The organism is Nostoc sp. UIC 10630, from assembly GCF_010747425.1.
Classification (GTDB): Bacteria; Cyanobacteriota; Cyanobacteriia; order Cyanobacteriales; family Nostocaceae; genus Nostoc.
This window is the reverse complement of the sequence record NZ_JAAGOG010000212.1, coordinates 1-12,231: the sequence shown is the minus strand read 5'-3', so window position 1 is coordinate 12,231 and position 12,231 is coordinate 1. Positions and strand designations below refer to the sequence as shown.

The window sequence follows — 12,231 nt, the reverse complement described above, 5'->3', positions numbered from 1 at the left end:
CTTCCAGGAATGGTTGATGCTGATACTGCCAAAGATTTGCAGGGTTTTTGGAACTATATCATCAAATTCACTGCTGGGTTAAAGGGTCATGGTCTATTTATGGGCCAGTCCCCGCTCTCTGGGGAAACCGGATTTAGCCGCCCATCTCTGAAAAACGTTTGCTTTATTGCTGTAGGGCAGACATCGAGTTATATCCTTGACCATCCACAAGACTTTGTAAACGTTAAAAAGGAGATTTTAGAAGTCTTGCGGCAGGCTTGCGAAATGTTAGATAAAGCCGGAGTTCGATATGCTCTAGTGATTCCTACTCGGTCTAATCCCTTTGTTGCTCTAATCCCGGAATTTGATATCAAAGGTCTGGAACAAAAACAGGATTCCAAACCGAATAGTGACACTGTTAATAGTTCTAAAAATAATCAGCAATCCTCACAGCAGCAGGTTGACTGGTATCAAGAAATTAGAAAATGGGCAACAGAATTAGGGAGAAGACCACATTTTCAGGAAATCAAACAAAAGTGGTACGAATTAACAGGGCAAGAGTTAAACGAAAAGGGAGTAACATTACTATTAGAAAATCTCGGCTACCCAGACAATTAAACTGGAATGCTCGATATGGTAATCCCAAAGAGTACAGAAAGCAAGTAGCAATCGCTCACAGAAAAACTCACAATTATTGTGTCGTTTGCCTGACTAAGAAAAGTGAAGAAATCCATCACGCTTACTACGGCAATGATGTTATTGGAGTCTCAACATTTCCTACGTGCTACCGTTGTCATCAAGAGATTTGTCATAGTCCAATTAACTGGATTAAAAATCCTAGTAATCCTGTTTGGGGTAATCGCAATACTGACGAATTTATTATCAGATTGCGATTAGGGTATCAATTACTTTACGGAGGAATTAAACGTTATGTATAGCGATTACGAGAATTTTAATTTTGAAGAAGGCTTACAACTCACTGAATCTGAAATCAGGCGACGACATCAGCAACGAATGTTCTTGCGCCGAAATGCCCAACTGTTGCAGCAGGAGTTAGAGCTTGAAGCTGAATTGTTAGAAGAGAATTCAGAGTTAGCCCAGGTGATCCATTCTCTTAATATGCAGGAGATTCAGAGTAATCAGCGAGGGCTAGAGAATGTTTTAGGCTCAGAAGAATCAGTGTCAAAAGAGCAAAGTGTTTGGAGTAAGTTTTTTCCGGGATTGGGTGGGAGATAAATATGTCTTGGTCGAAATCTATTTCTCTTGATGTTGCTAATAAGCTTTTTAACGTAATTGGGGTTTATTTTGAGCAGAATGACTTGGAGGGTGGTTATGTCGCCAAACATGAAAATAAGATATTGAGAAGGCCAACATTGACCGCTTGCTGTGTGGCTGTTTTAACTGACTGGGTAACAATAAAGGAGGAATAAATTTCTGCTACAACTGGCTCAGATAAATCCAAATTCCTTTAGTCTGGTTTGATTGATACTAGTTTTCAGTCTTATAAATTCGATGAAATTCCAGATTAACTATGGATAACTTGCAAGAGTTAATAAACAAAATTCAACCCAACATTGAAATAATTCAATAATCTGAAACTAAAATCACTTTGCAGGGGAATTTCATTTCCAAATCTGGCACTGATGACCTTGAGTATTTTATTAGTTTGAGATTAATCTCAGCTTCTATTGCTTTCAATAACAAGCTAGAGCGCCGTACTTATCAAAAACCAAAAATAATTACTTGTGAAAATTCCTAATCAGCTTGAAGATTAACTATAGCTTTTGAGCAAGATATGGAATTTGACTGTAGAGCAATAGGAGATAAAGACAAATGGGAATTAAAGTGACTTACTCAGTTTATATAGAATCTAACTCTGGCACAAAAGCGGATGTATTAACCAATTTGCCTGATAGAACTGAAGCGTTAGAATCTGCCTTAAAGCTGAATCATATTGTCAAGGACGCAGGATACAGAGGTAAGGCTTGTAAAGTTGTTGACCATGATGGCGAAAAATGATGCTGGAATAATCAAAACTGAGAATTTACATCAGGAGAAAAATATTCAGCCGAGCGTTTTATGGGAAAATTTCAAGCCGTTTTGATAATAACCCATTTCGACTTTTTGATATTGTTTAGATATTGGTCAGCATAGCGGAAAGCTGCTGCCTTATCGTGTTTTGCTAGATTCAGTGCTTGTAACAATACGGATAAAGGAATTGCCACCTGTGTGAGCTTTTCGGCTAATATTACTGACTCTTCTTCTGTTGCTGCTACTGTCGCTTCTAATGGTTCAAATTTTATGTGCTTATTTATACGGTTATCTAACATTGTAGTATCAGTCAGTCATAAATGCACCTTCAAAACTTGTATAGTGCAGTTTTACTGAAAAGCAGCAGGAATGAATCCGTGTTTATGCGGGACTTATTAATCAGCTAACTTCATAAATCCGCACAATTGCCGTAGCGAACGCATCTTGATTAAAAATTTCCTTCGCCATCTTTTTCCAAGATGGAAATTAATTCAAACACTCGCATATTTTCTCCCGTCCAAACTTGATCTAGTAACCGCAAATTTTCAAGAGTTAGGTCGCTCTCTTTCACTATCGATACATTTGTTTTGCCCAGTGCCATCAACAAATCTTCAAATACAACTAAGCCATTAAACTCTAAGCCTTGAATGTCTGCTGATGCTAAGGCTGATAATCGCTCACCACAAATCTCAATCATGAACCAATCACAAAAATCTTTTTCCAGCAATGGATGACGACCACTGATCCCTTGCATCAGCCATAGACCATAAATACTTGCTGTTGCATCATCCATTGTGGCTAAACGTTTAGCTGCCACCCTCCCAAGATTCTCAAAAAATCGCACACCTAAAGCTTTTTCTAACATCTGCATTGACTTTGGTAGTGGATGAGCTACAACAGAAATTTGGCTATTGTCTAGTTGTTTAGAATGATATTTTTCTAAATATTCATTCGCCTCCTTTGATGCCAACATCCTACCATCTGGGTGTAAGTTGAAATCAACCCCTGGCTTGAAACCTCCAAGAAAATAGTTTTTGAGTCATGCTTGTCGATACATCTTTTACGGCTTGTTGATAACTTTCCTTACCCGCGTATTCTTGCAAGAACCAAACAAAATTTGCATACTCTACTTGCACAAGAGCTTCTTTGAGAATTATTGTCTGATCCTCTAATTGTGCTAGGGTTAGGATTTTTTGAATTTCTTGCAGATTTTGACAAGAAATCGCTTCTATCAGCTGGTGTTTTAGGAGTTCATTTTGCGAATTCATTTATCTCAATGCTCAACGGCACTTGAGTGCGTTAACTATTGTACAGTGACTAATTAAATTACGTTGAGACAAATTCGTCTCATCAAATTAAGCCTTACCCACAGAAAGAAGCCCCTTATAGAATAAGCTAAAATATTAATCAAAATCAGTCCAACTTTCGCCTAAGAAACGGAATTATTAATTTTTTAGTGGTCTAGAAGTTCGATTCTTCCAGTAAAATTTTGTGATATTTTCTCTAAAAGGTAATTGTTATGAGTCAATCTGATTCACTTTTGGTTAAGTTTCGCAAGCATTATTTTGTTATAAATCAATCTGATTCATTTTTGGTTAAGCTTCGCAAGTACTATTTTGCTACATTTTTTGCAGGAAGCCTTGGTGGATTTACTTATGCTGCCCTATCTTCTCATAGTTTACAAATTGTAATTATTGGAGCTATTATCGGTGGTCTTAGTTATAGCAGTGCTGAGTCTGTAAGTCTGCTAGGCAATACTTGGTGGCAGAGAGCATTATTGTGGGGAACAACTATGGCAATTACTATCGGTGGTCTTATTCATCTATTACTACCATCAGTTCATTATAGTTTTCTGCCGCATCTCATTGGTTTTCTAGTTGCTGGTTTACCATACTTCCTTGCGAGGGGGCAAAAAGGGCTAATACGCAAATAGAAGGCAGACGAATAGCCCAATGGCACGCTTGTAAAGCTCTAAGTTATGCAGAATAATTACACCTGACTGAATCCCAAATCATACAACGACACAATCAACAGATGTTCTTGCGGCGAAATACCCAACTGTTGCAGCAAGAATTGTCACTTGAAGCTGAATTGTTAGAAGACAATCCAGAGTTAGCTCAGACGATTCATTCTTTTAATATGCAGGAGATTCAAGCCCAACAGCAAGGTCTAAGAGGCGCTCTCCAGGGAGAATCAGACCCGAAAAATAAAAGTGTTTGGGGTAAGTTTTTTCCTGGTTTAGGAGGATGAATGAGAAGTTTTGATATCAAAGTTCGCCTCAGTTCATTAGTTAAATAAACAACTCAATCAGGACTGAATTCTTACTTTTTTTACCTCTACCTGTAAACAGTGCTGTGTCTTTTATTACTCAGTTTGAGACTATTGAGATAAATTCGGTTCACCTTGGGCTGGAAAACTCTTAAAATTGCGTCGTACCCAATCCATTCCCACCTCATTGTTCAACTTAATTCGTTGTGGGGTATTAGCGTAAATGTTGCCTAAAATCCTGGCATCTTGCTCTATTACTACATCAATTAACTTTAACAGATTGCCTCTAATTAAATGTGCAATTGGAGAACGTGCTTTCATGTACATCAGGACAAATACACGAGATTGATGCTCTGTTTCTGGAAGATAGAAGTGGCATTCCTTCAGGCTTAACAGCTTATTTTCACCGTGCATCAATCCCATAAACGGAAAGAAATTTTCCAAATGAGCTTCTAACACTTTCGGCATCGCTAGTTGAGCAGGGTTTTGGAAAATTTCCGCAAATGTAGGTTGCTTTCTAGGTTGCCTCAAATAGGCATGGGAATGTAGCCCTTCGTCAATAAACTGCTTTACCTGAACTTCTTCAATCTCAAACAATTCTCTATGCGTCCCATTTTGGTGGTTGTAGTCGTGCATATTTAATAGCAAACTCAAAATATCAGTCGAAATGCTGCGTTCACCTGTAACTCCTATGAACTCATAATCTGCTGCAATTTCATTCATGATGTTTGGAATTGCTACCTTTGATTCATATCCTCCATAAGTCCAAATGAAGTCTCCTTGGATAACTAAATCTAGCGGCTGCATTAACGATTTAGTTGGCTTGTTAGAGCCAGGCAGGACTGTACAACCTGAAGCATCAAATTCCAATGCATGAAAAGGGCAGGTGATTACACTACTGCCATTAGGTTTTGTTATGCACCATCCTTCTGATAGCATTGCACCCATGTGAGGGCAAGCGTTGGGTAAAGCACTAATTACACCGTAATCATTTTGCCAAAGGACGTAATCATTACTTAGCAAAGAAAATTTCATTGGTTTATTTGGCTTAAGCATGGAACGATGTGCCAACAGCCACGGTGCGCCTTGCAGTTGCTTCATAGTTAGAGAAAATTAACTTACTAATTAATCAGTAAGCTTATCAACTTACTGCTGTGCCGTCAATTCATAGATTCAATGCCTTCAATCTTGATGCCTCTTTGATACCATATAAACACAAACACTAAATTTTGATGCAGTGGTTCGACATAGTAAACGAGTTGCCAAATCAGTCCGCCCAGTTCGAGATGCCCAGGTAACACAGCAACAAATTTTGGATGCCGCAGAGTACGAATTTTCACGGCATGGCTTAAACGGTGCCCGTCTGAGTGCGATCGCTAATCGCGCCAAGGTAACAACTGCAACACTTCATTACTATTTTGAGAGCAAGGAAAGCTTATACAAAGCAGCCTTACAACGTCCAGTCGATGAACTTCAAATCATTTTTGGGCAATTGAATTTTGACGGCTTATCCCCCGAAGATGCCCTAAAGCAGATTATTCGCATTGCGATTGCCAATGAAGCTCAAAATCCTCAGCGTCAAATGCTGTGGTTTCAGGAAGCAAGTCAGAATCAAGGAGTATATTTCAAGGAATGTAACGTTTTGAGTCTCCATGAGCATCTGCTCAAAATTTTAGAGCAAGGCATTACAGAAGGATATTTTCGCCCCCTCAAACCGTTTTTGGCGCTGACCCATATCTTGAGTATTTGTCTGTTTTACTTCACAGTTCATGAAAACTGGAAGCATCTAACTCCAGAGATTAATTGTCTTAGTCCAGAAATAATTGAGGAACACACCGAAGAAGCAATCACCTTTATTTTGGCAGGTATTAAACGTTCACATCCATAAAAGGAAAGGCTTATCTGGATTTTTAATATTAATTTGTTATCCTTTGCTGCTATGGCTGTCTTTGAGGTGCAGTTATCGCAATTGCGACGTTATTTATTAAGCCCAGCGTTACTGTAGCGGCAATTGGGTTAGGTTTTACGGCTGGGGTGTCTGGGAAATTGTTGGTTCAAAAAGGGGAATAAATCTAAGTAGTTGAAGATGGGTTTTAACTAGCTCTACCTGTGGTAGCTAGCTTGTGACTTTTACCGAACCTGGGTTATATCGTCTCATCTTCAAGTCCCCTAACCCAGTTGCCAAACGGTTCCAACGCTCTTGTGTTTCACGAAGTCCTTCCATCCCTGCGGCGCACTGGCAAATATGAGATGCCCAAGCCAAACCAGCAGCAAAATACTAAACCCACTCTTGATGAACTCGTTAACTGTAAAAGATTCTGTCTGGCACAAGGCTTAATGCAGAACTGTGAACCATCACCATAATATTTAGATACGTTCGCCCAACTCCTTCAGAGAAAAGTTATCGCTTATCGCAATAATTTAAATGTTTCTATGTTAGAAAACTTTTAACAAAATATACATTTTATATAAAATATACGTTATTAAAACATCTATTCAAACATGAACTCTAACAAGAGGATGTTACGTTAAACACTGTTAATAAAGTTAATGTTTTAGTAGTCAAATATCAAAATCCTATTTAATTATTGAATTTACTTGATTAGAGAGAAAACAGAAAAGGAAGGATACAGATGTATACTGCTGATTTTCTCAAGAATTAAATACAAGTTCTATAGTCGTATTAACAACTACTAATTAACATAGTTTTAGCGTGGGTATAGCCGTTTTAGATATCTCTTGAAGTTTAAGCAATTAAAGCAAATGATAAATACTTTTCTCATTAGTTTTTAACGCTGATTGGAATCGGGAGTAATTTAAATACATTGTCTCTGCCGTCTTTTTACCTACTGATGAAACATTTATTGAACTTCAAGCAAGCACAATAGATGTACAGCTTAAGGACATTGCAAAGCTCAATAAAACCTAAGTTTTGAAATTGTGATGCATATAAATAATATATTTCATACTCATCCTTCATTTCTTCAAGGGTTACGAGTACTCCTTGTAGATAATGATGTCAATTTCTGCGATTCTTTAACAGCAATGTTGCAATCTTATGGTGTGAACGTGCAAGCGACATTTTTAGGAGAGCAAGCTATGGAAATATTTGTGCAATGGCAACCTGATATTCTCTTGAATGGTATTTCCTCGCCAAAGGAAGATGGCTATGCTCTAATTCACCAAGTAAGAACACTTACGGGAGAACGAGGCAAAGTAGTTCCAGCCATTGCTCTGACAGGCACTGTAACTGAAGATATGTATCAACGTTCTCTCTTAGCTGGGTTTAGTCTATGCTTTGCTAAACCTATAGTTATCGACGATTTTGTTGCTGTGCTTGGCATTTTAGCAATTGCCGCTAATCTTCATTTACGCTGATTCTAACTAGCTCTAGTTAATGTCATGAACTACTCCTGGCTAGCTTTGCTTAAGCCAGGAGTTTTTATATGCCCTGGACTAGCTTAAGATTTTTGACGCTTCCTTTATCTTCCTGGCTCCTACTTTTATTTGGTAAACCAACTTAAAATATAAACCTTAGCCGCCGAAGCATTGCGGTACTAAACTTGATCTTATGACATCCGATCAACCCTCTGAGCAACCTGTATCTGAATCTACCGCTAATGAAGTGTTCGACATAGAGCAACAAGACAATAAAGATGCTTTATTTCCCATCGTTGGCATTGCCGCCTCTGCGGGTGGATTAGAGGCATTTACGCAGGTACTCAAACATTTGCTTACTGATACAGGGATGGCTTTTGTGCTGATTCAACACTTAAGCCCTAACCACAAGAGTCTGTTGAGCGAGATTCTGGCAAGAACAACTCAAATGCCTGTTATTGAAGTGCAAGATGGCATGACTGTAGAACCGAACCAGGTTTACATCATTCCGCCTAACACTAAGATGATGTTGTCTAATGGAGTGTTGCAACTCACGCCGCGAGAGAAAGTTCAGGGTAAATATATGCCTGGTGATGCGTTCTTTACTTCATTGGCAGCAGATCGAGGGCACAAAGCGATCGCAGTTGTTCTATCTGGGGCGGATGGAGATGGTTCACTGGGGCTAAAGGCAATCAAGGCAGCCGGAGGTGTGACTTTTGCTCAGTGTGAAGACACTGCAAAATTCGATAGTATGCCCAATACTGCTGTTGCCACCGGGAATGTTGATTTTATTCTGCCGCCTCAAAAAATCGCCGAGGAACTGGTAAACCTCAGTCGCAATCCTTTTATTTCTGACTTATTGCCACCAATCGCAATTGAGAACTTGCCAGAACTTGGGGATACTCTGACGACTATATTTATGTTATTGCGATCGCAAACTGGTGTTGACTTCAGCCACTACAAGCCCAACACCCTCGATCGCCGAATCCAGCGGCGAATGCTGTTGTATAAACTAGAACGCTTGGAGGATTATGCCCAATATTTGCAAGAAAATCCGAGTGAAGTCAAAGCGCTCTATGAAGAAATTCTGATCCACGTTACCTATTTTTTCCGCGACCCCGAAGCATTTCAACTCTTGAAAGAGCGAGTTTTTCCCAGTATCATCCAAAACAAATCACCAGGGTTGCCGATTCGGATTTGGGTCGCTGGGTGTTCCACGGGCGAAGAAGTGTATTCGATCGCCATCTCCTTGCTGGAGTTTTTGTCGGATAAAGTCACCCCGCCGCCAATCCAGATTTTTGCCACAGACATCAGCGAGATCGCAATTGACAAAGCAAGATCGGGCATTTATGTAGAGAATCAAATGATAGAAGTCTCACCAGAGCGCCGCCGCAGATTCTTTAATGCCCTTGAAGGCGGTGGGTATCAAATTAGTAAAGCTGTCCGCGAACTGTGTGTGTTTGCCCGCCAAGACTTGGGTAGTGACCCCCCTTTTTCCAACTTAGATTTAATTAGCTGTCGGAATGTGCTGATTTACTTGGACGAAACTTTGCAAAAACGGATATTGCCCATCTTCCATTACAGTCTTAACCCGACTGGTTTTTTGCTGCTAGGGACTTCAGAAAGCACAGGTAAATATTCGGAGTTGTTTACTCTGATTGACAAAAAGTATAAAATTTATGCCAAAAAGCTAACTGCAAATCGTCCAATTCTATCGTTCGTTACCAGCAATTATCCGGTAACAAAAGCGGAGGAATCCAAGCTGACCAATGCGAATCCATCAGATGAGTTTAATTTAGAGAGAAAAACTGACCAACTGATCTTGAATCACTATGCCCCAGTGGGTGTAGTAATCAACAACAAGATGGAAGTGCTGCAACTTCGGGGAGAAGTCGATCTCTACCTCAAACTTTCACCTGGAAAACCGAGTTTCAACTTATTTAAAATGGTGCGTCAAGGCTTGCTTGTAGAGCTACGCGCCACAATTTATCAGGCACAACGACAAAAAATTCTAGTTAGAAAAGAAGGATTACAAATTGAACAAGGCAATCTTTCAAAAATCATCAATCTTGAAGTGATTCCATTCAAGCCTTCGACCGACGAAGAATTCTACTTTTTGGTTTTATTTGAATCAGCCCGACCCACGGTTAACAATCTCAGCTCTTTTAATCTTGAGAGCCAAGAGCAGCCAGACTTAGAGCAAGAGATTGTTCGGCTAAGACTTAAACTCGCAAACGCCGATCAAGAGAGGGCTGCGACTCAAGAATATCTGCAAGCGGTGATCCAAGAGCAGGAACACATCAATCAAGACTTGAAAGTTGCAAATGAAGAAATCCTCTCTAGCAATGAAGAGTTGCAAAGCACCAATGAGGAGCTAGAAACTGCTAAGGAAGAAATTCAGGCAACTAACGAAGAACTTAACACAACTAATGAAGAACTTCGCTCTCGAAATCTGGAATTACACCAAGTTAATAACGATCTGACGAATTTGCTTGGCAGTATCAATATTCCCATTTTGATATTGACTTCGGACTTACGGGTTCGACGTTTTACGCCAATGGCGCAACGGCTTTTCAATTTAATTCCCGCCGATGCTGGACGACCCTTGAGCGATATCAGAGCGAATCTCGATGTTCCTGACTTAGAATCTCTAATTTTGGAGGTACTTGACACACTCAGCATTAAAGAATTAGAAGTCCAAACTCTAGGGGGACATTGGTACAACCTCCGTATTCGTCCTTATCGCACCACAGAAAACCAGATTGATGGTGTCGTGTTGGTATTAATAGATATTGATGTTCTCAAACGTAGTGCTGCAACCTTAGAACAAGCCCGGAATTATGCTGAAGCAATTGTGGAGACGGTACAAGTGCCGTTAATCGTGCTTGATTCTGATTTTTGCGTGAATAAAGCCAATCGCTCGTTTTATGAAACATTTCAGGTTTCAGCATCAGAAACAACGCAATCTCTGATTTTTGAACTAGGGAATGGTCAGTGGAACCTACCTGGACTACAACAGCTCCTAGAAGATATTCTCACCAACGATACCACTATTCAAAACTTAGAGATAGAACATTGTTTTGACCAGATTGGGCAGAAAACTATGCTGATTAATGGTTGGAAAATTGTTCAACAGGGAGAGAGCCAAAGGATTTTGCTGGCGATTGAAGATATTAGCGATCGCAAGCAGTTTGAGTTAGAGCGATCCCAACTTCTAGCACAGGAGCAGTCAGCCCGGCAAGAGGCGGAAAATGCTAACCAAGCCAAAAATGAATTCCTGTCGAACCTCTCCCATGAACTTCGTAACCCGCTAAATACTATACTCGGCTGGGCGCAGCTTTTCCGCAACTGCAATTTAGATTCTTCAGCAGTTACTCGTGCCTGGGAAGTGGTAGAACGGAGTGCTAATGTGCAAGCTCAGTTAATCGATGATATGCTGGATCTCTCACGGATTACGAGTGGAAAGCTTCATTTAAACACTCGTCTAATCGATCTAGTTTCATTAGTGAATGCCGCGATTGAGTCTATCGAATTTTCCGCACAGGCCAAAGGCATTCAAATTGATTCACAGTTGAACTCGGCGACAGTTGTCGGGGATTTTGATCGTTTACAGCAAGTTCTGTGGAATTTACTTTCTAACGCGATTAAGTTCACTCCAGCCAATGGGCGAGTGGGAGTTATGCTCGAAGCTGTATATAGTCACGCCGAGATTCGAGTCAGCGACACCGGAATTGGTATCCCGGCAGACTTGCTGCCTTATGTGTTTGAGCGCTTCCGCCAAGGAGATTCCAGCAGCAGTAAAACGAATCAGGGACTTGGATTGGGCTTGTCAATCGTCCGTCATATTGTAGAACTTCACGGTGGAACAGTTCAAGCGCAAAGTCCAGGTCAAGGACAAGGAACCACAATTATCATCAGGCTGCCTCTGCGCTCAATGCTGCCGCAAATTACACCGCTAGCTTACTTAGAGCCGAGCCTTTTATCAGAGACTCCAGATCCATTAGATGGTAAAAATCCATCCTTGAGCCTTGAAGGGTTATGCATCTTGGCTGTAGACGATCAAGCCGATAGCCGCGACTTAATTAAGTCGATGTTAGAAAACTTCGGGGCTGAAGTAGTGGTTGTGACATCGGCAAGGGAAGCGATCGCTACTCTAACTGAATCTCCTGGTAGATTCGATGTGCTTCTAGCAGATATTGGGATGCCAGAGCAGGATGGTTACTGCCTGATTCGTCAGGTTAGAGAGCTTGAGGCTCTTGCTGGGGGACAAATTCCAGCAGCAGCAATTAGTGCTTATGTCACCGAGCAAGAGCGGCAAATGGCAATTGATGCTGGTTTCCAAATGCATCTAGCTAAACCGATTGAGCTTAATCAATTGGTATTGATGATTGCAAAGTTAAGTGGACGAGTCTAATTCGTAATTCGTAATGGGCTACGCTGTTTTCATGCCCAAAGGGCTGTACGTAATTCGTAATTATGGATACTGTTGTCAAATATAAAAAACTGAATCTTGACTCTCGCAAATTTTAACAAAGATCCGGGTAACGCATAGCTTTCTAAGGGGAGGGTTAGGGT

General features: G+C 40.4%; 14 protein-coding genes and 1 pseudogene. 11 read left to right on the top strand and 4 right to left on the bottom strand.

What is annotated here, in order from left to right; genetic code table 11:
• From G1O98_RS31785 to G1O98_RS31765, 5 genes and pseudogenes are all read left to right on the top strand, one after another.
• Nucleotides 1-597, top strand: a pseudogene (locus G1O98_RS31785) (hypothetical protein); the annotation flags it as partial.
• The gene (locus G1O98_RS31780) at nucleotides 516-917 is read left to right on the top strand and encodes a hypothetical protein (RefSeq protein WP_163936754.1); all 402 of its coding nucleotides are present in this window, start codon (nucleotides 516-518) and stop codon (nucleotides 915-917) included. The pseudogene G1O98_RS31785 and the gene G1O98_RS31780, both read left to right, overlap by 82 nt.
• Nucleotides 910-1,215: a hypothetical protein gene (locus tag G1O98_RS31775; RefSeq protein WP_163936786.1), complete on the top strand. Its 306-nt coding sequence runs from the start codon at nucleotides 910-912 to the stop codon at nucleotides 1,213-1,215. Before G1O98_RS31780 ends, G1O98_RS31775 begins: the two co-directional genes overlap by 8 nt.
• 2 nt (nucleotides 1,216-1,217) lie before the next feature.
• Nucleotides 1,218-1,409, top strand: a complete 192-nt coding sequence (locus G1O98_RS31770; RefSeq protein ID WP_163936783.1) for a hypothetical protein — start codon at nucleotides 1,218-1,220, stop codon at nucleotides 1,407-1,409.
• A gap of 403 nt (nucleotides 1,410-1,812) precedes the next feature.
• A complete protein-coding gene (locus G1O98_RS31765; RefSeq protein ID WP_094346621.1) occupies nucleotides 1,813-1,998 on the top strand; it encodes a hypothetical protein in 186 nt (61 codons plus the stop codon).
• Between the two features lie 71 nt (nucleotides 1,999-2,069).
• On the opposite strand, the gene G1O98_RS31760 is transcribed toward G1O98_RS31765, so the two are convergent.
• The 3 genes from G1O98_RS31760 to G1O98_RS31750 form a co-directional block, all read right to left on the bottom strand.
• Complete coding sequence (locus G1O98_RS31760; RefSeq protein ID WP_163936780.1) at nucleotides 2,070-2,309, bottom strand: hypothetical protein; 240 nt, start codon at nucleotides 2,307-2,309, stop codon at nucleotides 2,070-2,072.
• 149 nt (nucleotides 2,310-2,458) lie between these two features.
• Entirely contained in the window at nucleotides 2,459-2,983 is a 525-nt protein-coding gene (locus G1O98_RS31755) for a hypothetical protein (RefSeq protein WP_163936778.1), read from the bottom strand.
• Nucleotides 2,984-3,008: 25 nt separating this feature from the next.
• The gene (locus tag G1O98_RS31750) at nucleotides 3,009-3,278 is read right to left on the bottom strand and encodes a hypothetical protein (protein ID WP_163936775.1); all 270 of its coding nucleotides are present in this window, start codon (nucleotides 3,276-3,278) and stop codon (nucleotides 3,009-3,011) included.
• Between the two features lie 251 nt (nucleotides 3,279-3,529).
• Here G1O98_RS31750 and G1O98_RS31745 point away from each other — a divergent pair, with 251 nt between their 5' ends.
• Nucleotides 3,530-3,943, top strand: coding sequence for a hypothetical protein (locus G1O98_RS31745; protein WP_163936772.1), 414 nt, complete (start codon nucleotides 3,530-3,532; stop codon nucleotides 3,941-3,943).
• Nucleotides 3,944-4,044: 101 nt separating this feature from the next.
• Entirely contained in the window at nucleotides 4,045-4,260 is a 216-nt protein-coding gene (locus G1O98_RS31740) for a hypothetical protein (protein WP_163936769.1), read from the top strand.
• Between the two features lie 129 nt (nucleotides 4,261-4,389).
• Here the strand turns inward: G1O98_RS31740 and G1O98_RS31735 are convergent, their stop codons facing one another.
• Complete coding sequence (locus G1O98_RS31735) at nucleotides 4,390-5,379, bottom strand: Rieske 2Fe-2S domain-containing protein (RefSeq protein WP_163936765.1); 990 nt, start codon at nucleotides 5,377-5,379, stop codon at nucleotides 4,390-4,392.
• Nucleotides 5,380-5,515: 136 nt separating this feature from the next.
• Between G1O98_RS31735 and G1O98_RS31730 the strand changes: the two genes are divergently transcribed.
• From G1O98_RS31730 to G1O98_RS31715, 4 genes are all read left to right on the top strand, one after another.
• Nucleotides 5,516-6,166, top strand: coding sequence for a TetR/AcrR family transcriptional regulator (locus G1O98_RS31730; RefSeq protein ID WP_163936763.1), 651 nt, complete (start codon nucleotides 5,516-5,518; stop codon nucleotides 6,164-6,166).
• A gap of 314 nt (nucleotides 6,167-6,480) precedes the next feature.
• Nucleotides 6,481-6,642, top strand: a complete 162-nt coding sequence (locus tag G1O98_RS31725) for a hypothetical protein (protein WP_202985835.1) — start codon at nucleotides 6,481-6,483, stop codon at nucleotides 6,640-6,642.
• Between the two features lie 579 nt (nucleotides 6,643-7,221).
• Complete coding sequence (locus G1O98_RS31720) at nucleotides 7,222-7,656, top strand: response regulator (protein WP_163936760.1); 435 nt, start codon at nucleotides 7,222-7,224, stop codon at nucleotides 7,654-7,656.
• Nucleotides 7,657-7,849: 193 nt separating this feature from the next.
• Nucleotides 7,850-12,070 (top strand): chemotaxis protein CheB, encoded by a 4,221-nt coding sequence (locus G1O98_RS31715; protein ID WP_163936757.1) that lies wholly within the window; start codon nucleotides 7,850-7,852, stop codon nucleotides 12,068-12,070.
• Nucleotides 12,071-12,231: the final 161 nt, after the last annotated feature.

Bases quoted from the DNA above. Each gene is read 5' to 3' on its own strand.
- G1O98_RS31750 (WP_163936775.1), bottom strand. From the start codon at position 3,278: ATGAATTCGCAAAATGAACTCCTAAAACACCAGCTGATAGAAGCGATT.
- G1O98_RS31715 (WP_163936757.1), top strand. From the start codon at position 7,850: ATGACATCCGATCAACCCTCTGAGCAACCTGTATCTGAATCTACCGCT.
- G1O98_RS31735 (WP_163936765.1), bottom strand. From the start codon at position 5,379: ATGAAGCAACTGCAAGGCGCACCGTGGCTGTTGGCACATCGTTCCATG.
- G1O98_RS31765 (WP_094346621.1), top strand. From the start codon at position 1,813: ATGGGAATTAAAGTGACTTACTCAGTTTATATAGAATCTAACTCTGGC.
- G1O98_RS31745 (WP_163936772.1), top strand. From the start codon at position 3,530: ATGAGTCAATCTGATTCACTTTTGGTTAAGTTTCGCAAGCATTATTTT.
- G1O98_RS31770 (WP_163936783.1), top strand. From the start codon at position 1,218: ATGTCTTGGTCGAAATCTATTTCTCTTGATGTTGCTAATAAGCTTTTT.
- G1O98_RS31755 (WP_163936778.1), bottom strand. From the start codon at position 2,983: ATGTTGGCATCAAAGGAGGCGAATGAATATTTAGAAAAATATCATTCT.
- G1O98_RS31760 (WP_163936780.1), bottom strand. From the start codon at position 2,309: ATGTTAGATAACCGTATAAATAAGCACATAAAATTTGAACCATTAGAA.
- G1O98_RS31775 (WP_163936786.1), top strand. From the start codon at position 910: ATGTATAGCGATTACGAGAATTTTAATTTTGAAGAAGGCTTACAACTC.
- G1O98_RS31740 (WP_163936769.1), top strand. From the start codon at position 4,045: ATGTTCTTGCGGCGAAATACCCAACTGTTGCAGCAAGAATTGTCACTT.
- G1O98_RS31720 (WP_163936760.1), top strand. From the start codon at position 7,222: ATGCATATAAATAATATATTTCATACTCATCCTTCATTTCTTCAAGGG.